23 protein-coding genes are annotated in these 22494 nt (G+C 51.8%); 6 read left to right on the top strand and 17 right to left on the bottom strand.

Annotated elements, in window-relative coordinates; all coding sequences use genetic code 11:
* Positions 1–188 precede the first annotated feature (188 nt).
* The 14 genes from cysN to AJE_RS16260 form a co-directional block, all read right to left on the bottom strand.
* Positions 189–1592, bottom strand: coding sequence for a sulfate adenylyltransferase subunit CysN (gene cysN / locus AJE_RS16325; protein ID WP_008951771.1), 1404 nt, complete (start codon positions 1590–1592; stop codon positions 189–191).
* Positions 1567–2517, bottom strand: a complete 951-nt coding sequence (cysD, locus tag AJE_RS16320; RefSeq protein ID WP_008951770.1) for a sulfate adenylyltransferase subunit CysD — start codon at positions 2515–2517, stop codon at positions 1567–1569. Before cysD ends, cysN begins: the two co-directional genes overlap by 26 nt.
* A 291-nt stretch (positions 2518–2808) precedes the next feature.
* Positions 2809–3933 (bottom strand): non-hydrolyzing UDP-N-acetylglucosamine 2-epimerase, encoded by a 1125-nt coding sequence (gene wecB / locus AJE_RS16315; protein ID WP_008951769.1) that lies wholly within the window; start codon positions 3931–3933, stop codon positions 2809–2811.
* Positions 3934–4064: 131 nt separating this feature from the next.
* Entirely contained in the window at positions 4065–4868 is an 804-nt protein-coding gene (locus AJE_RS16310; RefSeq protein ID WP_008951768.1) for an MlaA family lipoprotein, read from the bottom strand.
* Position 4869: 1 nt separating this feature from the next.
* Positions 4870–6099: a c-type cytochrome biogenesis protein CcmI gene (gene ccmI, locus AJE_RS16305; protein ID WP_008951767.1), complete on the bottom strand. Its 1230-nt coding sequence runs from the start codon at positions 6097–6099 to the stop codon at positions 4870–4872.
* Positions 6096–6584: a cytochrome c-type biogenesis protein gene (locus tag AJE_RS16300; protein ID WP_008951766.1), complete on the bottom strand. Its 489-nt coding sequence runs from the start codon at positions 6582–6584 to the stop codon at positions 6096–6098. The genes ccmI and AJE_RS16300 overlap by 4 nt, the downstream gene beginning before the upstream one ends.
* Before the next feature lie 11 nt (positions 6585–6595).
* On the bottom strand, positions 6596–7174 hold the full coding sequence (locus AJE_RS16295) for a redoxin family protein (RefSeq protein ID WP_008951765.1): 579 nt from the start codon (positions 7172–7174) through the stop codon (positions 6596–6598).
* Positions 7167–9128: a heme lyase CcmF/NrfE family subunit gene (locus tag AJE_RS16290; RefSeq protein ID WP_008951764.1), complete on the bottom strand. Its 1962-nt coding sequence runs from the start codon at positions 9126–9128 to the stop codon at positions 7167–7169. Before AJE_RS16290 ends, AJE_RS16295 begins: the two co-directional genes overlap by 8 nt.
* Before the next feature lie 3 nt (positions 9129–9131).
* Positions 9132–9662: a cytochrome c maturation protein CcmE gene (gene ccmE / locus AJE_RS16285; RefSeq protein ID WP_008607980.1), complete on the bottom strand. Its 531-nt coding sequence runs from the start codon at positions 9660–9662 to the stop codon at positions 9132–9134.
* Positions 9662–9955: a heme exporter protein CcmD gene (ccmD, locus tag AJE_RS16280; protein ID WP_008951763.1), complete on the bottom strand. Its 294-nt coding sequence runs from the start codon at positions 9953–9955 to the stop codon at positions 9662–9664. Before ccmD ends, ccmE begins: the two co-directional genes overlap by 1 nt.
* Complete coding sequence (locus AJE_RS16275) at positions 9952–10689, bottom strand: heme ABC transporter permease (RefSeq protein ID WP_008607977.1); 738 nt, start codon at positions 10687–10689, stop codon at positions 9952–9954. Before AJE_RS16275 ends, ccmD begins: the two co-directional genes overlap by 4 nt.
* Position 10690: 1 nt before the next feature.
* The gene (gene ccmB, locus AJE_RS16270) at positions 10691–11356 is read right to left on the bottom strand and encodes a heme exporter protein CcmB (protein WP_008951762.1); all 666 of its coding nucleotides are present in this window, start codon (positions 11354–11356) and stop codon (positions 10691–10693) included.
* Complete coding sequence (gene ccmA / locus AJE_RS16265; RefSeq protein WP_008607974.1) at positions 11350–12009, bottom strand: cytochrome c biogenesis heme-transporting ATPase CcmA; 660 nt, start codon at positions 12007–12009, stop codon at positions 11350–11352. The genes ccmB and ccmA overlap by 7 nt, the downstream gene beginning before the upstream one ends.
* A 419-nt stretch (positions 12010–12428) precedes the next feature.
* Positions 12429–13445, bottom strand: coding sequence for an IS110 family RNA-guided transposase (locus AJE_RS16260; protein ID WP_008951603.1), 1017 nt, complete (start codon positions 13443–13445; stop codon positions 12429–12431).
* Positions 13446–13635: 190 nt separating this feature from the next.
* Between AJE_RS16260 and AJE_RS18830 the strand changes: the two genes are divergently transcribed.
* Positions 13636–13974: a hypothetical protein gene (locus AJE_RS18830; RefSeq protein ID WP_008951761.1), complete on the top strand. Its 339-nt coding sequence runs from the start codon at positions 13636–13638 to the stop codon at positions 13972–13974.
* Between the two features lie 78 nt (positions 13975–14052).
* Entirely contained in the window at positions 14053–15714 is a 1662-nt protein-coding gene (gene fliK, locus AJE_RS16255) for a flagellar hook-length control protein FliK (RefSeq protein ID WP_008951760.1), read from the top strand.
* A gap of 34 nt (positions 15715–15748) precedes the next feature.
* Here fliK and AJE_RS16250 read toward each other — a convergent pair whose 3' ends face one another.
* Entirely contained in the window at positions 15749–17161 is a 1413-nt protein-coding gene (locus AJE_RS16250; RefSeq protein WP_008951759.1) for a sodium-dependent transporter, read from the bottom strand.
* A 167-nt stretch (positions 17162–17328) separates the two neighbouring features.
* Here AJE_RS16250 and AJE_RS16245 point away from each other — a divergent pair, with 167 nt between their 5' ends.
* Entirely contained in the window at positions 17329–17628 is a 300-nt protein-coding gene (locus AJE_RS16245; protein WP_008951758.1) for a YciI family protein, read from the top strand.
* Positions 17629–17658: 30 nt separating this feature from the next.
* Positions 17659–18678 (top strand): UDP-glucose 4-epimerase GalE, encoded by a 1020-nt coding sequence (gene galE / locus AJE_RS16240; RefSeq protein WP_008951757.1) that lies wholly within the window; start codon positions 17659–17661, stop codon positions 18676–18678.
* A 128-nt stretch (positions 18679–18806) separates the two neighbouring features.
* Here galE and AJE_RS16235 read toward each other — a convergent pair whose 3' ends face one another.
* Positions 18807–19457, bottom strand: coding sequence for a response regulator (locus AJE_RS16235; protein WP_008951756.1), 651 nt, complete (start codon positions 19455–19457; stop codon positions 18807–18809).
* On the bottom strand, positions 19450–20592 hold the full coding sequence (locus AJE_RS16230) for a sensor histidine kinase (protein WP_008951755.1): 1143 nt from the start codon (positions 20590–20592) through the stop codon (positions 19450–19452). The genes AJE_RS16235 and AJE_RS16230 overlap by 8 nt, the downstream gene beginning before the upstream one ends.
* Before the next feature lie 133 nt (positions 20593–20725).
* On the opposite strand from AJE_RS16230, the gene AJE_RS16225 reads away from it, so the two are divergent.
* Complete coding sequence (locus AJE_RS16225; RefSeq protein ID WP_008951754.1) at positions 20726–21469, top strand: hypothetical protein; 744 nt, start codon at positions 20726–20728, stop codon at positions 21467–21469.
* A gap of 172 nt (positions 21470–21641) precedes the next feature.
* Positions 21642–22442, top strand: a complete 801-nt coding sequence (locus AJE_RS16220; RefSeq protein ID WP_008951753.1) for an SDR family oxidoreductase — start codon at positions 21642–21644, stop codon at positions 22440–22442.
* Positions 22443–22494 lie beyond the last annotated feature (52 nt).

Below are 22494 nucleotides of genomic sequence, written 5' to 3'. Positions count from 1 at the left end.
CTTGAAGTCCTTTAGGTATGCTTTTACTTTAAATGATCGCGGGAATTAAGCAAATTTTCAATTGCATTACCGCCTATCCATAAGCTTTGATTGCAGCTGGTTATCAAGAATAGTGCCTAATCCTCAAGAATACGGCGCCAGCTGAAAACTAAGCCGGCGCCGCCACCCCTTTTCGATACGGAAAATACTTATCGATTCTGCAGTTGCGGGAAGTGTTTACGCAGTAACTGGATTAACTCATATTCAAAGGCAGACAGTCCTTCGATAGGAGCTTGCGTCGGCTGCTGATTCACCAGCGCGGCTTCGATCATCCCCGCGCCTACTGTCAGGTTGCTCAGCCTGTCGATGATAACAAAGGCGCCGGTTTGCTTGTTTTTGCTATAGGCATCAAATGGCATTGGCTCGGCCAGCTTCAGATCGACCAGGCCAATTTCATTCATTGCCAAGACTTCTGCCGTTTTTTCAGCCAGGGTGTTCACATCTATACGGTAATGCAACTTCTCAACTTCACCGGATGTGGTCTTGCAGGCGAATTTAATGTAGTACTGCCGCTCTGGCTTCATCGCATTTTCATGCATCCAAATCAGTTTGGCGCGCAGGCGTGATGACACGTGCGGCAAGGCATCTTTTTTCACCAACATATTGCCGCGGCTAATATCCACTTCATCATTCAGGGTCAGCGTGACAGCCTGGCCAGAGTGAGCTGAAACCAGGTTACCATCGAAAGTCACGATCTCTTTGACGGTAGAGACTGTACCTGATGGCAGCACCCGCACCGCGTCACCTACTGCGATACTGCCTGAGGTAATGGTACCCTGAAAGCCACGAAACTCGGAGTTTGGCCGGCTTACCAGTTGCACCGGGAAGCGGAAATCCTCATTGGCGACCGGACTGATGTCGATGTTTTCCAGATATTGCATTAAGGTTGAACCACGGAACCAGCTTAGCTTTTCACTGGTGTTCACCACATTATCGCCTTCCAGCGCCGAGATCGGCACAAAGCGGATATCCGGAATATCTAACGCCCCAGCCAGTTGCAAATAATCATCCTGAATTTCCTTGTAGCGACTTTGCGAATAGTCCACCAGATCCATTTTGTTAATGGCTACGATCACATGCTTGATGCCCAGCAATGAGCAAATAAAGCTATGTCGCCGGGTTTGGGTTTGTACGCCTTTACGCGCATCAATCAGGATGATCGCCAGATCACAGGTCGAGGCGCCGGTTGCCATATTACGGGTATACTGCTCGTGGCCTGGCGTATCTGCAATAATAAATTTGCGCTTATCGGTCGAGAAATAACGATACGCTACATCGATGGTAATGCCCTGCTCGCGCTCAGATTGCAGACCGTCGACCAAAAGTGCCAGGTCAACCTTATTGCCCTGAGTGCCGACTTTTTTACTGTCTTCGGTAATAGCCGCCAGCTGATCTTCAAAGATCATTTTGCTGTCGTGTAACAGCCGGCCGATCAGGGTACTTTTACCATCATCAACACTGCCACAGGTAATAAACCGCAGTAACTGCTTGTTTTCGTGTTGTTTTAGGTAGGCCAGAATATCTTGTTCAATTAATGGTGATGCATGACTCATAACGATAACCTCTGACCTTAAAAGTAACCTTCAATTTTTTCTTTTCCATCGAGCCACTGCTATCGTGATCGATCACCCGCCCCTGCCGTTCGGAGGTTTTGGTCAGCAGCATTTCCTGGATAATCTCCGGCAGCGTTGCGGCAGCGGACTCTACTGCGCCCGTCAGCGGATAACAGCCGAGGGTTCTGAAACGTACTTGTTTAAGCTGCGGCACTTCGCCATCTTTAAGCGGCATGCGCTCGTCATCCACCATAATCAGGGTGCCGTCGCGCTCTACCACCGGCCGCTCCTTGGCAAAATACAACTTAGGAATTTCGATATTTTCCAGATAGATGTATTGCCAAATATCCAGCTCGGTCCAGTTGGAGAGCGGGAACACGCGGATACTTTCGCCTTTATCGACCCGGCCATTGTAGATGTTCCACAGCTCCGGGCGCTGATTTTTCGGGTCCCAGCGATGGTTGCGATCACGGAATGAGTACACCCGCTCTTTGGCGCGGGATTTTTCTTCATCACGCCGTGCCCCACCAAAGGCAGCATCGAACTTATACTTATCCAGAGCCTGTTTCAGGCTCTGGGTTTTCATAATATCGGTATGCTTGGCACTGCCATGGCTAAAAGGTCCGACATTCAGTGCCAGGCCATCCGGATTGATGTGCACCAGCAGCTCAAAACCATGTTGTTTCGCCATCTGGTCGCGAAACGCAATCATCTCTTTGAATTTCCAGGTGGTATCGACATGCAACAGCGGGAACGGAATTTTACCGGGGTAAAAGGCTTTGCGCGCCAAATGCAGTAGTACAGAGGAGTCTTTCCCTACCGAGTACAGCATCACCGGATTCTCGAACTCGGCAACCACTTCACGGAAAATTTGAATAGACTCGTTCTCGAGGGCTTTTAGATGGCTCAAGCTAGGTGTGGCCATAACAACTCCAACATCAGGATAAGTGATGGCGGCAGCTTACCAGAACGCTAGCGCGGCAATTATCGTGTTTTGGAATAACTTATTTCCATCCAGATGTCTGTAACTTATCCACAGCACTCCGATGCCGTGACCAGGGGTATCCATCCTTTCAGATTACCGCCCCTGACGCTTTAGTGGAGGCGTTCATATTATTCTCCGGTACCGGCCTGACCTCTGAGGTCTTACCGGTACCGGAGTGCTGTAGATAACAATTTTCCCAAAAAAAGGGAGTGCTGTAGGTATGAAGGAGGGTTAGCGGAGCGTTTTCAGGCTGGCTAAAATACGGCTACAGGCGTTGCCATCACCATAGGGGTTATGGGCAAAGCTCATACTCTCGTAGTAGCTACTATCCGTGAGTAATCTCGTCACTTCGCTGACAATTTTTGCTTTGTCGGTACCGACCAGTTTAACCGTGCCGGCGGCAACGGCTTCCGGCCGCTCTGTAGTATCGCGCATTACCAGTACTGGCTTACCTAAAGACGGTGCCTCTTCCTGAATACCACCCGAGTCGGTTAATACCAGATAGCTGCGGTTCATCAGATAAACGAATGGCAGATAATCCTGTGGTGGGATCAGATGCACATTCGACACGCCGCTCAGCAGCCGATAGACCGGCTCCTTAACATTGGGATTCAAATGCACCGGGTACACGATGTCGCAGTCCGGGAAGCTTTTCGCGATGTCAGCCAGGGCAGCACAGATCTGCTCAAAGCCACCACCGAAACTTTCGCGCCGATGGCCCGTAACCAGAATCATCCGCCGCTCAGGCTGGACAAAGGGAAACTGCGCAGCAAATTGCTGATTTAATTCCGCATTGCCTTCAATCTTTGCCACCACTTGCAGCAAAGCATCGATAACGGTATTCCCGGTGATCACGATATGCTCAGGTGCAACCCGCTCGGCCAGCAAGTTATCCGCGGAAGTTTGGGTTGGCGCAAAATGCAGCCGGGTTAAGGCACCAGTCAATTTGCGGTTTGCCTCTTCCGGCCAGGGACTATAGATATTGCCGGTACGTAAGCCAGCCTCAACATGGCCCACGGCAATCTTTTCATAATAACAGGCCAGCGCAGCGGCAAAGGTCGTACTGGTATCACCGTGTACCAAGACGATATCCGGCTGGAACTCACGCAGTACCGGTTTGATATTTAACAGAATACTGGTCGTAACATCATACAGGTCCTGACCAGGCTTCATGATAGCGAGATCGTATTCAGGCTTGATCTCAAAGAGTTTTAATACCTGATCCAACATTTCCCGGTGCTGACCGGTGACGCAGACCCGGCTATCAAAGGCAGCATCCTGCTTTAACTGATTAACCAGCGGCGCCATCTTGATGGCTTCTGGCCGGGTACCGAACACGCTTAGTACTTTAATCATTTTGTCCCTCTGTTTCTTAACCTGGTTAGGTTTGCCAGCTGGTCAGACCCTGATTTTCCGAGAAAAAAGGAGTGCTATGGATAAACTGGTCAGACCGGTGCCATTTATAAGCAGGAAGTGCTGTGGATAAGTTATTCGATTTCGTCGAGGAAATCGAGGGTGTCGTCATCCAGGGTTTCTTCCGGTGGCGGTGGGTTGCCGTCGTAGATCTTAAAGCGTTGGCGCTGGAAGTAGGCTTCCTTCACAAACGAGTAAGGATCAAGCGAGTTGTTCAGCATGTCTTCCACCTGCATCAGCTCTTCGCGGGCATCCAGCGCCATAATCGCCGCGCGGGTCAGGGTTAGTGGCGTATTTAACAAGCCCAGCGGGAAATACAGGTTATCGACAATACCGCCCGCGGTACCGCGGATTGTTGTTGGGCCGCGCGCCGGCACCATTAAATAAGGGCCATCACCAACGCCCCAGACGGCCAGAGTCTGGTTAAAGTCTTCATCAGCCGGTTCCAGGCCGATTTTTCTGGCAACATCAAATAAGCCGACGATGCCAACGGTGCTGTTTACCAGAAAACGACCTGCACTTACGGCGGCCTTTTCCGGCTTGGCTTGTAACACACTGTTTAGAAAACTCGCTGGCTCACCCAGGTTATCGACCACATTCTTCAGGCCTTTGCGCGCAGGCTTGGGCACTATCGTCATATAACCGACCGTTGCCGGGCGCAGCAGATACTCGTCCAGCACATCGAGGTTAAAGTCAAATAATGGCCGGTTCACCCGCTCCCAGGGATCACGCGGATCGTCATATACGACAGTCCTCGGCGCTTGTTGCGCGGCTGTTCCCGCTGTCGCCGCTTGCTGCTCTGCTTGTTTTGAGCTGGCACAGCCAGTTAGCAATACCGCCGTTAGCAACAGCGCGACACTTTTTATCGGAGATAACATATTACTCTTCCAGAGTTAAGGCTAAACGAAGATCAGTTGCTGTAAACTCCAGCGGCGCTGATACCACTTCAACATCCTGAGCAGTGCGCTCCACTGAACCTGACACTGCCATACGCGCTACCACTTCAATAAGTTCAGCCTGATTCAGATCCCAACCCGGCTGCATCGCATCGTCGACCGTCAGGGTAACATTCAGCACTCCCGCCTGCATCGGTAAACGCTTCGCGGCCAAAGGCACGGCCGGTCCGCCTGCGGCTCTGACAAAGACCAACAGTACGGCGTCCGGATGCGCGCTGGCGAGCTCATTACTGACTTGTAACGTCAAGCTTACTGAACGGCCAGCGGTCTGTGCAGCGGAGCTGCTGACCAATGTCTCAGACGCCGCAGCTTTTAATTCGTTCAAACGTTCCTGCACCACCACTAACCGCGGATCATCCTGCTCTAACCTGTCCGCCAACAACTGCCAGGCTGCGGTCGCTTGTTCGTTGTCACCGCGCTCATAGGCGATTAACGCCATCAGCGAAATCGCATCGATGTTTTCCGGCTCGCGCATTAATACCTTGGCGACACTCTGGCCGGCTTTGGCCAGATTCAAATCGCCACCCAGCATAATCAGGGCCTGACTGTAACTAATCAACACCGGCGTACGCTCCGGCATCAGCTTTAACGAGCGCTCAAACGACTCTACCGCTTCCTCCAGCATACCAAGTGTCATCCACACCCGGCCCAGCAACATCCAGGCAATGGCATCATCCCCCTCTTTTGCCAGCTTGGTGCGCAGCGCCAGCGAGAATAACTGCATATCACGCTCGCCCATAGGTTCGCCCTCCCCCAGCAGCGCGCGCTGACCAAAGGCCGGTAAATTTTGCTGTGCATATTCCCAGTCGCTTAGCTGGCGGTAGTGACCATTCTGACTATAAGTCAGCCCGACAATTAAAGCCGTTAACAGCACCAGCGTCAGATGAAATATGGCCTTATGCCGTGGCTGCTGATAGCGTATCGCCTGCTGTTCCTGCTCCAAAAACTGCTGTTTTAATTCGGCTGCAGCGGTGCTGAAATCCTGCTCTGCCAGCTCACCGGCATCCCGGGCCAAGGCCAATAATTGCAGGCGTTCTTCGAATAACTGCGCCGGAGTCTGATTATTCTGGGCGCTGGCACGGCGGGGCCAGCAAATAAAAATGGCACTTAACGCCAACATGGCGAGTGCGCCGGCGAATAGCTGCCACATCATGGTTTGGTACTCCGGTAGCGTTCAATAATTTGGTCCAATTGCTGATCCAGCGCGGCCTGTTGCTGGCTTGCTGGCGCTGCCTCCTCGCTGGGCTGTTCAGCGCCCTGCATATTGCGTTGTAGCGCACGGCGGCGCAGTTGAAACAGCAACAAGCTAACCAGCACCAGTACGGGTAATAGCCACAACCAAATAGTGATCGAATTGACCGGCGGCTGATAATGCACAAAGTTGCCATAGCGGTCGATCATAAAATCCAGCACCTGCTGCCGGCTATAGCCCTGTATCACCAGTTCATGGGTTTTTTCGCGCATATCGACCGCGACCACGGCATTGGAGTCGGCGATATTCTGATTCTGACATTGCGGGCAACGTAGCTCGGCCGTTAACTGCGCATAAAGACGCCGTTGCTGCTCAGACTCAAACTGCAACAGCTCCTGACTGGTGCTGGCGTGCAGCTGTGCTGCGGCCAGCAGGCATAACACCATTACGAGTCTTATCATGGTTTGGCCGCCCATTGCTGATAAATTGGTGCCAGCTTACTGCGCCACACCTGCGGGTTGATATCACCGATATGATGCGCCCGCACTATACCGTCGGCATCGACAATAAAATGCTCTGGCGCACCGCTGACGCCCAAATCCAGCGACAAGCGACGCTGGCGATCCAGAATATTGAACTGATAGGGGTCACCAAAGGCCTGCAAGCGGCTTTGCACATCGGCTTGCAGTTTGGCTAAGTCGAACACTTCACCGAACATCGGATCTTCCGGCAATACATAGTACAAGCCAATAATCCGCACCCCCTGCTCGTTGCGCAGCTGGCTCATATAACCCAGCTCAGCATTACAGGTTGGGCACCAGATCCCCCAAACATTCAGCAGGTAAGCCTCGCCTTTCAGGTTCTCTGGCGTCCAGATTTGCTCTGGGCTCATCAAGTCCGGCAGTGCAAATTGCGGCAGCGGCTTGCCAATAATGGCAGAGTCACGCTCGCGCGGATCAGAAAATAAGCCGCTGAGCAAAAACAACGACAAACCCAGAAACGCCAGTAACGGAATATAAAACAGGACTTTACGCATGTTGGGCTCCCGCTTGGGTGCCGGTACGGCGGTAGCGTTTATCCAATAACGAAATCAGGGCACCGATAGCCATTAACAGGCCGCCAAGCCAGATCCAGCGCACAAAGGGTTTTACGTAAACCCGAATCGCCCAGGCATTTCCCGGTAGCGCTTCGCCCAACGACACATAAAGATCGCGGCTCAAGCGGGCATGAATAGCCGCTTCGGTCATCACCATGCGCTGAATGTTGTACTCGCGCTTCTCGGCATGTAAGTGGGTAACATAGCGCCCATCAACGGTGCGAACATCGAGCTCGGCCGCTTCGCCGCCGTAGTTAGGGCCATTTAGTTTATACACATCCTGTAATTCAAACTCATAGCCGGCCAGTACTACCCGATCGCCAATTGCCATCCGCACATCGCGCTCTTCACTGTAAGTCAGCGTCATGGCGATACCGACGATCATTACCGCAAAACCAATATGCGCGACTGTCATGCCGTAATGCGATGCCTGCAATTTGGCTACACCAGCAGTCACTGAGCCAAACTGTTGTAAACGCTGATAAATTTCAAACAAGGCCGATACACCAACCCAGGCACCGAGCAACAAACCAAGCAGCGCCAGATTAGCGGCGATGCTTTGGGTGGCGGCCATAGTACCCAGCGCCAGTATCAGCGCAAAAATAGCCACCAGCGATAACGGCTTTAACAGCGGCGCCGCTTTTTGTTGCTTCCAGCGCACCCAGGGACCTAAGCCCAGTAACAGTGCGAAAGGAATATTCAGATAGTAGAACATTTGGTTAAAGAACGGCTCACCAATCGAAATTGAGCCCAGACCCAGTTCTTTATGTACCAGCGGAAACAGGGTACCCAGCAACACCACCAGGGTAGCGGTGAGCAGAAAGACGTTATTCCCCCACAGCATCACTTCGCGCGAGAACAGCTCATAACGGGCCTGGCTGCGCACTGAATGCATTCGGCTGGCGTACAGCAGCAGCGAGCCGCCAATCACCAATAGCAGGAAAATCAGTAAAAACACGCCGCGTTCCGGATCGGCAGCAAAGGAATGCACCGACACCAAGACGCCGGAACGCACTAAAAAAGCGCCCATTAAGCTTAGCGAAAAGGCACCCAGTGCTAAAAGTACGGTCCAGGATTTAAAGGTGCCGCGCTTTTCGGTCACCGCCAGACTGTGAATGAGGGCAGTACCGACGAGCCAGGGCATAAAGGAGGCATTTTCAACCGGATCCCAGAACCACCAACCGCCCCAACCCAGCTCTTTATAAGCCCACCAGCTACCCAGCATAATGCCCAGGGTTAAAAACAACCAGGCCGCCAGGGTCCAGGGCCTTGCCCAGCGTGCCCAGGTACTATCGAACTTGCCACCGAGCAGCGCCGCAATGGCAAAAGCAAAGGACACCGCAAATCCAACATAGCCCATATACAGCAACGGCGGATGGATAATCATGCCGTAGTCTTGCAGCAAGGGGTTAAGATCGCTGCCTTCTACCGGATAAAACGGCAGGCTGCGCTCAAAGGGGTTGGACATAAACAACGAGAAGGCAATAAAACCAACGTTAATAAGCCCCATAATGCCGAGGATCCGTCCCTGCATCAGCAATGGCAGACCTTTGGAATACTGCGCCACCAAGGCGGTCCAGGCGGCCAGGATCATCACCCATAGCAGCATCGAGCCTTCGTGCGAACCCCAGGTTGCCGTTAGCTTAAAATACCAGGGCAAAATTGAGCTGGAGTTGGAAGCGACATTAATGACGGTAAAATCATCGTGGTAGAAGGCCCAACTTAACGCCAGAAAGGCCAACAGCGTAAATACAAACAAGCCTACCGATAAAGGTTTAGCCACCAGCAGTGCCCGCTCATTGGCGGTATAGCTGCCAATCAGTGGAATAACACCCAGCAGTACCGACAGCGCAAAGGCGAATGTCAGCGTAAGCTGACCTAATTCAGGGATCATCGCCTAGCCTCCGTAGTTGCCAGTACTGCTACTATTATTTTGCTGCGGGTTTTGCGGTGGATTCTGCTGCCACTGGCTGGGTGGCACATGGCGGATGCCTTTTACCGCTTCGGCCACTTCCGGCGGCATATATTCTTCGTCATGCTTAGCTAATACTTCTGAGGCGACCAGTAGCGTTGGGGCTTTTAAGATGCCCTGCGCGACTATGCCCTGCCCTTCGCGAAACAGATCCGGCAGAATACCGTCATACTCAATGGTCGCGATTTCACCGCTATCATCGGTTAAATCAAAACGTACCCGCAAACTGGTTTCATCACGCTGTACCGTGCCCGGCACTACCATGCCACCCAGACGCAACCTTTGCCCTACCTCGGGCTTCACTTTATTTGGGCCTGTGCCACTAACCAACTGGCCCGGGGTATAGAACAAATTAATATTCTGACTCAGCGCATATAGCATGGCACCAACGGCACCGGCCATCAGGCCAATCACCAGGATGATGGAAAACAGGCGTTTCTGACGTCTTGATTGCATTAGGTCTGTTGCTCCTGATACTGCTTAACACGTTGCTCGCGTGCCAATTTTGCTTCGAGCTGCTGTTTAAATTGCCGATGATTAAAATAACTCCAGATGATTAACCCAATTAGCAAAAGATAGGTTAAGGCATAGGCCAGCCAAACATAAAAGGCATAACTGACACCATTGCTCGCCATTTGTAGAAAATCGCTAAAGCTGGCGAAATAGAACGGAAAAAGACCAAAAAGTTTCTGCGGGAGCTCTGCAGCGGCACTAAAAACCAGTGCGAATTCAACAAGACTGTGCATCATACTTTACCCACCAGTTGTTTTACCCAGGGCCTGTGCTGCTCGTTTTCCAGAATGGCAGTACGCAACCTTACACAGGTTAACCATAACATCACTAGCTTAAAGGCCAGTAAACTCATTAATAATGGCCATAACATACTGGGATCAATCGACGGCTTGGCAAATTTGGTAATGGTTGCACCCTGATGCAACGTATTCCACCATTCAACTGAAAAGTGAATAATGGGCAGATTAATGGTACCAATTACAGCCAGTAAACTGGCTACCTTAGCCCCGGTTTGCCGGTCAGAGAAGGCACCATGTAATGCCATTACTCCAAAATATAAAAATAACAGGATGAGCTGTGATGTTAAGCGTGCATCCCATACCCACCAGGCGCCCCACATCGGTTCACCCCAGGCCATACCGGTCAGCAGAGCAATGGCGGTGTATACCGCGCCGATAGGTGCAATTGCCAGCACCGCCCATTGTGCGGTTTTAATTTGCCAAACCAGAGCAGTAAAAGCAGCGATCGCCATGGCCATATAGGCACCCATCGACATAATGGCCGACGGCACATGGATATGGATAATACGGTAGCTGTCACCTTGCTGGTAATCGGTTGGCGTAAAGCCAAGGCCCCAGATATTACCAAGCAGCAGCGTAAAGAGTGCGGCAGCCATTAACCAGGGCGAAAGTTTACCGCAAAAATGATAAAGGGTTTCTGGCTTGGCCAGCGGATGTAACCACTTAAACATATCAGCTCACATTTATCTTAAGCGCACTGCACACTGCCATCGGCACCAGTGCCAGCGCAAACAATACGATTGCCATTAAAATTGCCAACTGTCCCTGATATGCTAATCCCATGCTGGCAGCTTCAATCGCCGCACTGGCAAAAATTAGCAGCGGAATATACAGCGGCAGAATCAGCAGTGCCAGTAAAATCCCACCCTTATCGGCAGAAACCGTAATGGCCGCGCCTAACACGCTCAATAAACTCAGCACCGGGGTGCCAAGCAGCAGAGTTAACGCCATCGCCTGCAATGCCGGCAGCTCCAGATTAAACAACAGCGCCACCAGCGGTGACAACAGTACCAGCGGCAAGCCGGTGCTTAGCCAGTTAGCACTGATTTTCGCCAGTACAAAGGGCTGTAATGCGTGCCGGGCTGCTACCAGTTGCTCTATCACCCCGTTACGGTAGTCATCCTTAAACAGCCGCTCGGCAGCGAGTAACACACTAAGCAGTGCCGCGATCCAGACTATCCCCGGTGCCATTATACGCAGCATATTGGGCTCCGGGCCAACACCTATCGGGAACAGGGTCAACACTATGATAAAAAACAGTACCGGATTGAGCCAATCAGACTTTTGCCGGGCCAGTAGCCGCAGTTCGCGTTGTAAAAAGACGCCGTAGCTTACCATCGGTAGTGGATCTCCAGGGCAAAGAGCCCGGCATACTGCAGGCTAAGCGGCTGATGGGTGGTCAGAATAATGGCGCCGCCCTGCTCTAAATGGGCGATAAAGTGCTGTTGCAAGGTGCCGATGGCCGTTTGATCCAGCGCGGTGAAAGGCTCATCCAGGATCCACAGCTGTGCCCGGCTGGCCCAAAGCCGGGCAAGTGATACCCGGCGCTGCTGTCCGGCCGATAACATCCGGCACGGAATATCCTCTAAGCCTGCCAGCCCTAAACTGGCCAGCAACGCCAGATCATCGGCCGGCTTCAGATCAGTTGCCGCACGCCAGAAGCGTAAATTTTCCAGTGCAGTTAGTTGCTCGTGAATACCACTGTGATGACCAATAAAGCACAGGTTAGCCGCGTAATCGGCACTGACGTCAGATAGCGGACGCCCCTGATAATACAGCTCGCCTTCTTCTGGTCTGGCCAAGCCGGCCAGAATACGTAATAAGCTGCTTTTGCCGGCGCCATTTTTGCCTTTGATTTGTAATAGCTGCCCGGCGCTGACACTGAGCGATAATTGCTCGAATAGCACCCTGTCCTGCTTGACACAGCTAAGCCCGCTGGCACTGAGCAGCGCGGCTGGGGTGTGATTTAAAGTTGACTGAGTAAGATCCACTGGCCTTAACTATCGACTCTGCAAAAAATTGCGCGCATAGTAGCACAACAGGCGGCGAATGCGAATCAGAACCGGTACTTAGCCATGATCCAGATCAGTATCTTCCACGCAACTTATCCACAGCACTATATGAACGCCTCCTTTGCAAGGGTTTTTAACGTGTGCTGAGTTTGGATGGGCTGCGGCACTATATCCGGTCTTATTAATGCGGGGCGCGCCCCCGCTGACCCTAATGATTTCCGCGACTTTAGTCCTTACACTCCGGACGGTATTTAAACCCTTGCTGTGCCCAGGTTACTAAAGTATGGTCTTACCAATTTTCATCACACGTCAGGCGCCCTGACAAATCGTTGCGAACGTTTTCGCGCTAAACAGTTTTACATCATTTATCGTTAATCATTATGGTTAACCGGCTTCGATTAACTCACCTGTGAATACAGGTTCTCGTCGTACTCGACGTCTTTGCTTAACAATGCCCAAACAACTCTGGCTGTTTTATTGGCTAACGCCAGAAGTACCACATTCTTTGGCCTACGAATAAGGAGCCCCTGCAACCACTCACTTGGGTGTTTATTATGTGTGATGGCCGAGCGGGCGCCGTGTACCAATAAGGTCCGCACATAGGTATCGCCCCGTTTGCTAATGCCATGAAGCTTTACTTTGCCGCCTGAGCCCGTTTGTTTCGGGACTAAGCCCAACCAGGCGGAGAGCTCACGTCCTGATTTAAACTGGCTGACATCACCTACGGTGGCAACAATAGCCGTCGCACTTAATACGCCAATACCCGGCACCTTACCCAGCCGCTGACATTGCGGACAACGCTTAAAGTAAGCCGTAATGTGCTGCTCTAACCCGGCAATATCCTCATCCAGTTTGTTGATATAGGCCAGGCGCTCATATAACCGGTCAACGAATTCCTTGGGAACACTTTGTGATAACGTCTCCAGGCAGCCGGCTATCTCACGTTTAAAAGCCGCTCTGCCTTTCGCTATGACCAGTCCAAACTCAGCCAAAAAGCCTCTTACTGCATTGATGCTACCCGTACGGGTTTTTATCAGATACTCGCGCATCCGGTGTGCCGCGAGTGCTGCTTGCTGCTCAACACTTTTTACTGCCACAAAACGCATCTGGGGTTGCTGTACTGCGGTCCAAATCGCCTGAGCATCGACCATGTCATTCTTATTGCCAATAACAAAGGGTTTGACTTTATGGGCAGCAATTAACCGTACCTGGTGCCCCATCTGCTGAAAACAGCGGCCCCAGTGATGCGCACCACTGCAGGCTTCCATGGCAATCAGTGATGACGTCTTATTGCTGAACCACTCCAAAAAGTGCTGTCGTTTCACCTTCTCTGAGCGCGCTTTGCCTGCTTTGTCTACCCAGTGGATTTGAAAAACATCTTTTGCAATATCAACGCCGAATACATTAAGCTTCATCTCGGATACCCCTGCTGTCTGTCGTTAATAACGACCATTTTGGCACACGATGCCGTGACCAGGGGTATCCATCTTTTCAGATAACCGCCCCTGACGCTTTAGTGGAGGCGTTCATATTATTCTCCGGTACCGGTCTGACCAGTTCAGCCGTAGCACTTTTGGTGAAAGCCAAGCTCAGGTCTGGAAAGTTATGGCGCCGCTGCATTCGGCTTACCGGGATATGTGGTTGATGGATCCACTACAGCCATTATCCGTTGGGGCACCGTTGCCGCCGTCGCCACAAAAACCCCAACTGTCACTGAATACGCCCTACCCGGCGCAATTGCTACAAGATGCTGACCCCGTGCTACGCCTGCAAGTTGGCGGGCGTGAACTGCGCTTGCCACTGCATCATTTACCAGCACTGCCGCTGACTCAGCCCCTTACAGTGAGTGTCAGCTTAAGCCAGAGAACATCGCTACAGCTAAATCTGAACCTGTCAGCAGCCAGCGTCACGGTGCCTCTTACCCCGGCCCAAGTTGCTGTGTAACAAGATCCCAAGGCGCTGGCCCTGCTTACCCAACAACTTAACCGCGGCGAAACACCCAGCCTGGCCGGTAGCCAGGTTATGACATCCGCCCTCAGTACACTGCTGGCGGCAAAAATTCCGTTACAGCTGAACCTGAATGCCAGCGGGGAGCTAAACATTCAACCCGAACACCCCCCTAAAAGCTTAACTTTACCACTCAGTGTGCTAAAAGAGCCGGCCTTGCTACAAAGCTTAGTTGCAGACAAACTGCCGCTAATGAAACAATGGTCGTCAGCGACGAGTCAGGAGAGCACGATGAAACCCCTGAACCTGGATCAGGCCCTGCAACAACTCAGTGGCGTAAAAGTTGAGTTAAGCAGCGCCAAACTGCAGGCTGGCGCCGATTATTTCGCCCGTTTACAAATAAACGCCAAGCAAGGGCCGGAATTATTGATCCAAACTGCGCAAGGCCCGGTGCGTCTGCCACTGCAACAACTCCCAGCCATCCCCAGCGGTGTTCCGTTAGTGCTGCAAATGCAACCGCTGGCCGATGGTGGGGTGCAGCTACAAGTTAAAGTGCTGGCAGGTGTCGCAACAGAGGTACCGCTTAGCAGCGCACAGCTGCGCCTATTACAGGACCCAAAACAGCTGGCGTTATTACAACAGCAGCTTAGTCGTGGTGAAGCACCGCCACAACTGGCCGGCGAGCCATTTAAACTACCTGCAGGCATCACGACTACGCCGCAGACCGTCACACTGCAACTGTTAAACCAGTTAACCAAAAATATTGCCGCGAGCAAAAGCCCGGCCGGTAGCCTGAGTATTCTGCCGATTGCCGCCGAGCAGCAACTGCAGTTAAGTCAGAAAGACTTGTTGAAGCCCTTGCCATGGCAAACCTCTGCCACAGAGCGTCCGGCAGCGGTAAATCTGAATAACAGCACTGGCGTTGCCGAGCAGGGTTGGCGGCAACTGTTACCTTTACTTAGCAGCAGCCCGGCGCGGCTGGCGGCACTGCCGGAGATGCCACCGGCTGTCGTTGCCCTGCTACAACAGATCAGGCAAGCACAACCGGATGGGCAACGCGTTTTAACTGTCGCGGAAGTGCAGCAGCAGTTACAGGCGGTGCTGCAATTTCAACCGCTGCAATTGCAGCCCAACACCAGTACCGGCGCCGGTACCCTGGCTATTGCCATTCAGCTATTGCTGGGGCATTTGTTGCGACCACCGTCAGCGCAAGCATCCCGCAGCAATAGTGCCACTCAGACTATGGCGCAGCAGATCGGTCAGTTGGATAGTCAGCAAGCCAGTCAGCTGCTGCGGGCACTGGGCAGTCACAGTAGCTTGCTGCAGTTATCGCAGTTACAAAATGCCGATCTGCCACAGCTGCAATGCCAGTGGTTTATTCCACTGGCATTGCAGCAACAGCAGGAAAGCCGGATCAGCGAGATCTTACTGGAACAACGGGAAGCGAAAGAGAAGAACGGCGCTGGCAAACAAAAACACTGGCAACTGACGATGAAGTTTGATTTGGGGCACTATGGCCAATTATTGGTAGTGGCTAAGCTGGCGGCGCAGGATCTGCAGTTACAGTTTTATACCGATCAGCCCGCCGCGCTAAAACAAGCAGAAAAATTTTTACCGCTGCTAACCGAGCGCTGTCAGGCGCAGGGGCTCAATGTCAGCCAGGCGGCTTGCCAGCTTGGGAAAATTCCCGACACCCTTGGCAGCCGCCGTACCAGCCTGATCGCCACTCAGGCCTGACTTATCCACAGCACTCCGGTACCGGTCTGACCAATTAGAACAGTAAGTTTTTACCAAAATAAATGGTCGAGACGGTATTCACAAAAATAATTAACAGGATCAGTGGGATAAAAGTACCTAGAGAGAAGTTAACGTATTTTTGCAGCACTGTGCCGGCAAAACCGGGATTACCGTCGGCGATTTCTTTATCCAGATTGTGTGCTTTCCAGCGGTAAACCACAAACAGACACAGCAGGAAACCGTTTAACGGCAAAATGGTCTCGTAGAACATATCGTAAACCAGATCGAAGAAAGATTTGGTGTTGCCACCGTAGCTCAGGATATTGCTTAGCCAATCTATGCGGCCGAACGACAAAGCAGATACTACCGCCAATGCCACCATTACCGCACCTAGGGTGTAAAGCGCCTTGCGGCGGCTTAAGCCTTTACCGTCCATCACACTAGCCACCGGTACTTCGATAATGGATACCAGTGAGGTCATGGCAGCAAAAAACACCAGTAAGAAAAAGAATGCGGCGACAAAAGAAGCACCGAAATAACCAATATCCGCCTGTAAAGCCAGGAAAATTTTTGGCAAAAACATAAAAATCATGCCGATACTGGACTCGGATAACTCGGCGATTTGAATGTCAGGATTAAACGAAAATACTGCAGGCAGGATCAGCAGGCCGGAACAAGCGGCAACTAACAACGATAAACCTGCCACGGTTTTACCGGCTGAGACGATATTGTCATGCTTTTGGATATAAGAGCCATAAGTAATCAGGATGCCCATTGCTAGTGATAACGAGAAGAATGCCTGCGCCAGGGCACCATTTAGGACTTCACCGGTAAGCTTAGTAAAATCCGGGATTAGGAAAAACTTCACGCCTAACATGGCGTTATCTAGTGTCAGCACGTAAATGACCAGTGCAATTAGCATGATAAACAGTGCCGGCATTAATACCGTAGTCGCCTTTTCGATACCCTTTTTGACACCACCCTGCAGAATTAAAAAGGTTAAGCCGACCACCAGCGCCATATACACAAAGAGTTCATTACTGTTAATAAAGACACCGAAACCCTCAGGATCCGCCAGTTGGTCGAGCTGGCCTAACACGGCTTTACCAAGATAACCGGCAATCCACACCGTGATCACCAGATAAAACACTCCAATCATAAAGGGCGTAATCACCGATAACCAACCGACAGTACGCCAGGCGCGGTTTTGACCAATTTGGGTGTAAGCACCAAGTGGGTTTTGCCGGGTGTGACGCCCCAGGCTCATTTCGGCCAGCATCACGGGTAAACAAATAAAGAACACAAAAATCGCGTACATGATAAGGAAGGCGGCACCGCCATTTTTACTGGCCATTACCGGAAAGGCGACCAGATTACCGATACCAACGGCGGAGCCGGCCGCGGCCAGAATAAAGCCAAGGCTGGAACTGAATTGTTCACGTTTCATGCGTGGGTGGACTCCCTGAATGGATTTTTTTAGTTATTGTTAGAAAAAGCGCCTTCATGCTAACAGTCTGTGCCGGGAAATCCTAGCCCGACCTGCCGGCCTGAATTGGTTTTAACGCACAAATCTGCTAAGGTGCAGCCAGAATTTCTAGCGTAGCGAGTTTTAACATGTTCTATATGATTTATGCCGAAGATGCGGCCAATAGTCTGGAAAAACGGTTACAAGCCCGGCCGGCGCATTTAGCCCGCCTGGAGCAATTAAAAACGGAAGGTCGGCTGCTAATGGCAGGCCCGCTGCCCGCCGTTGATTCAGACAATCCAGGCGAAGCCGGCTTTACCGGCTCTCTGGTGGTGGCTGAATTCCCATCGTTAGCAGATGCAGAAGCCTGGGCCGCGGCAGACCCGTATTGGGCAGCAGGCGTTTATGTTAAGGCGACTGTTAAACCCTATAAAAAAGTCTTGCCTTAACTGCTTCGTTTTTTAGCCAAAGGATTGCTTATGAGCTCTTATATTTTGCTAACCGGCGGTGCCGGTTATATCGGTAGCCACACGGCACTGTGTTTGTTGCGTGCTGGTTATAACGTGATTAGCTTTGATAATTTTAGTAATAGCTCGGCAGAGTCGCTAACACGTGTCGAACAACTGGCGGGTAAATCACTACTCAGTATCAATGGTGATATCCGCGATCAGGCCGCGCTTACGGCAGTATTCAGTCAGTATAAAATCAGCGCGGTGGTTCATTTCGCTGGTTTAAAGGCGGTAGGAGAATCGACCGAACTGCCATTGCATTACTACGACAATAACGTCGCTGGCACTGTCACCCTGTGCCGGGTGATGCGGCATTTCCACGTCAAAAAGCTGGTGTTTAGCTCTTCGGCGACGGTTTATGGCGATGCTAAAGAAGTGCCTATTAGGGAGACTTCGCCACGCTCGGCTACGAATCCTTACGGCCAGAGTAAGCTGATGATCGAGCTAATTCTGGAAGACTTAGTAAAAGCCGAACCGGACTGGTCTATTGCCCTGCTGCGCTACTTTAACCCGGTCGGCGCCGATGACAGTGGCCAGATCGGCGAAGATCCTAATGGCATCCCGAACAATTTAATGCCGTTTATTTCTCAGGTCGCGGTGGGCAAACGCCAACAACTCAGTGTGTTTGGTAATGATTACCCAACCAAAGATGGTACCGGCGTACGCGATTATATTCATGTCGTGGATTTAGCCAATGGTCATTTAAAGGCGCTGCAATATCTGGAACAGAGCAAAGGTATAGAGGCGATTAACCTCGGTACCGGCGTTGGCTACAGCGTGCTGGATATGGTTAACGCCTTTAGCGAAGTGAATCAGGTAGCGGTGCCGTATCAGATTGCGCCGCGTCGCCCCGGTGATATTGCGGTCTGTTATGCTGAGCCAACTAAAGCGCTGACTTTACTGGGTTGGAAAACAGAGAAAACGCTGGACGATATGGTCCGCGATACCTGGCGCTGGCAGAAACAAAACCCCAACGGCTATCGCAGCTAGCTGGTCAGACCCTGCTCTTACCAAAGAAAAGGGAGACCTGTGGATAAACTGGTCGGGCCGGTACCGGAGTGTGGATAAACTGGTCAGACCCTGCTCTTAGCAAAGAAAAGGGAGACGTGTGGATAAGTTTAGGGGGTGATAAGGCCCAGCTCCAAAGCCAGTAATACCGCTCGGGTGCGATCCCGCACCCCCAGCTTACTTAAAATGGTTGAGCACTGGTTTTTTACTGTGCCTTCAGATTTAAACAGCGCGCTGGCAATTTCTTTATTACTGTAGCCAGCCGCCATCAGCCGCAAAATCTCTAACTCTTTATCAGTTAGCGGCTCGGGCAACACCGGCTTGCGGTACTGGGTATCGCTACTGCCAGGTAGTTGCTGCAACAAGCGCTCGGTTATAGTGGGCTGAAAACAGCTGCCCCCGGCCGCCAGGCTCTCAATGGCTTTGATGAGCGTATCAAGCGACACATCCTTTAATAAAAAGCCACGGGCCCCAGCTTGCAGGCTTTGCAGCACTAACTCATGGTCGTCAAAGGTGGTCAATACCAACACCGGCGTGTCGCTGCCGGCTGCTTTCAAGGCTTTAATGGCGGCGATACCGTCCATTTTCGGCATTGACAGATCCATCAGGATCACTTGCGGCCGGCAGCTTTGCCACAGCGCCACCACTTCACTGCCATCACAGGCTTCACCGACTACTTCGACCTTGCCGGATATCGCCAGCAAGCTACGAATGCCATCGCGGATCAGTTTTTGGTCATCGACTAATAGCACCTTAAACATTGGCCACTCCTGCCTGAGGTAACCAGATCTGTAACGCCAGGCCACCGGCATCAGCGACAAGATGTAGTTTACCTCCACATTCGGCAACGCGCTCGCGCATGCCAATCAGACCATTACCGGGCTGCCAGCTTGCCTTTAGCTGACCATTGTCTTTAATTTCCAGAGCGATGCCCTGCTCTGCCTCCCTGGCATGGATCCACAAGCGGCTGGCATTGGCATGCTTCAAAGTATTACTAATCGCTTCCTGCGCCAGATACTGTAGATGCTGAGCCTGGCTTAGAGAACTGGCTTTTAGCTTGGGGGCAATATCCAGTTCAACCTGCAAGCTTTCCGGCAAATGCTGCAACAAGGGGGTAAATAACTGCTGTAAATCCAGCTCGGAACTGTCGCGCATGGCAGATACTGCCTCGCGCACATCAGAAAGTAACAATCTGGCCAGTTGCAGACTTTTCTCTACCTGTAATTTGGCCTCGCCATCGCACTGATAACTGGCAATCTGTAGCTGTATTGTCAACGCGGTCAAATGATGCCCCAATAAGTCGTGCAGATCGCGGGCGATCCGATTACGCTCCTCCGCGCGTGACGCCAGCTGCAATAGCTGTTGTGCCGCCAGCAGTTGGCGATGCTTTTCTGTTAATTCAGCACGCGCCTCAGTCTCAGCTTTGATTGCTGCCTGCATCAGTACCGCAAATAAATGAAAGCTGCCGTACAGGGCTGCGGTGATCCACAGGCTGCGCTGTTCCAGATAGGCCTGTAAGCCAAACCACAGCACCACTATGCCCAGAGTCAGTAGCAAAGCCAAACGCTGCGATATCAAATGTGGTAGCAAACAGACCCAGATAATGGTCAGGATGGCCAGATAATCGAAAATAGCGGTCGGTAATAACCACTGTAAGGCAAAGGCACAGAGCAGTGGCAACGGTAGTAACCAGCGACCATAGCGGCCACCAAGACCCAACGGGTGCTGCTCCTGCGTCAGTAAGATAAAGCTGATGCCATAGACTAACAACAGCAGGCCTGCTGGCAGCAGAGGCTGCGGTGCAGGCAGCCGTAACAGCAGCATCAAAGTGATACCGGATACCAGTAGCCAGGTCAGGATGCCGGCCAGGGTTGCCAGCGGAAAATGGTATTTCATCGGCTTATTATGACGCTTGTCTTAACGAGTGCAATAGGCCAAAAGTCATGTTCGAAAATCCTGACTTCCGGCACCTGCGATCGGGCAACTGCAGGCGTAAGCTGAATTTGTTTTCAGCCTAAGGAGGCGTTAAATGAACTACTTACATACAACTCTACTTTTTCTGCACATTTTATTGGGCGCTATTTGCCTGATGCTGTTTTGGGTGCCGGTCGTCAGTGCCAAAGGCAGTATGCTGCACAATACGGCTGGTAAGCTTTACTACAAGATGATGTTATTCATTGCAGGCTCCGGGGTGCTGATGTGCCTGATGGTGTTATATAGCCCCATCATGGTTTATGGTCAGAATCCGAACTGGACAGTGGCACAGCTGGAGAGATTTATTTCAGAGCGGCGTGTGTTTTCCTTCTTTTTATTACAACTCAGCTTATTGACCTGGGTGACAGTGCGCCATGCCTATGGTGTGCTGAAAGTAAAAGCTGAGCTGGCACAGCTACGGGTATGGTCTTATCAGGGACCGGTATGGGCGTTGCTGGTCGGCAGTGTTGCGCTGGCAATAGTCGGTTTTGCTGCCGGTGATTTGTTATCAATCATCTTTAGCGGTGTGGGGGCTATGACAGTGCTTGGGATTTTGCGTTATATCCGTCAACCCACTTTGCAGCCGCGGCAATGGATTATTGAGCACTTTACTTCAATGATTGGCACCGGTATCGCGCTTTACACTGCCTTTTTTGCTGCCGGTGGCCGCCGCTTACTGGCCGAAGTGCTGACTGGTCAATGGCAAGTGATTAGCTGGATTATCGCCCCGGTGATGGGTATCAGTGCCATTATGCTGTTTAAGCGCCACTTTAGCCGCAAATTCCGTGTCGGCAACTAACTTATCCACACGTCTCCCCTTTTTTTGGAAGAGCAGGGTCTGACCAGTTTACCCACACGTCTCCCCTAATTTTGGGGGAGCAGGAGTCTGACCAGTTATCGTGACTTCGCTTTGACAGTCACACCGCAAATCCCCTAACATCGGCCATCTGTATCTTAAGATGGCTATAACAATGACAATATCGCTACAAGACAAGGTTATCTGGATCACCGGTGCGTCAGGGGGCATCGGTGAAGCTTTGGCAAAGCAATTTGCTAGAGCCGGCGCCAAGGTGGTGCTGAGCGCCCGCCGCAGAACAGAGCTTGAGCGCGTTCAGCAAAGTTTGCCGCATCCAGAACGGCATTTAACAGTGCCGTTGGATGTTTGCGATGAGCATGCTCAGCAGCAAGCGCTTGATCAGATTATGCATCACTACGGCCGGCTGGACTGGCTGATCAATAACGCCGGGATCAGTCAGCGCGCGCTGGTGATGGATACCAGCAGCGACACGGATCGCAAAATTATGGAAATAGATTACTTTGCTCAGGTGGCGCTGAGTCGGCGGGTATTGTCGGTGATGTTAAAACAAGGCGCCGGCCAGCTGGTGTTTATCTCCAGTGTCGCCGGTTTAGTCGGTACCCAATACCGCGGCAGCTACTCTGCTGCTAAGGCAGCGCTGCACTTATGGGCCAATAGCGTGCGGGCCGAGCTGTATAACCAGGGTATTCGCGTGGCGGTGGTTTTCCCCGGCTTTGTGAAAACCGCGGTATCAATGAATGCACTAACCGGCAGTGGCGAAGCGCTCGGTAAAATGGATGATGCCCAGGCAAAAGCCATGACTGCCGACGAGTTTGCGACAGCAACACTCAAAGCATTGCGCAAAGGTAACAGTTATATTGTTATCGGCGGCTTTAAAGAAAAGCTGGCGGCTTACATCGCCCGGCTATCACCTGAGTTGCTGTACCGGCTGATCCGCAAAAGCAAGGTGCGTTGAGGCGGGTAACTGGTCGGTCCGGTACCATTTTTAAGCAGAAAGTGCTGTGGAT

The organism is Alishewanella jeotgali KCTC 22429, from assembly GCF_000245735.1.
In the GTDB taxonomy this organism is placed as follows: domain Bacteria; phylum Pseudomonadota; class Gammaproteobacteria; order Enterobacterales; family Alteromonadaceae; genus Alishewanella; species Alishewanella jeotgali.
Note: the sequence above shows the minus strand (reverse complement) of the source record. Positions and strands in the feature narration are given on the sequence as shown.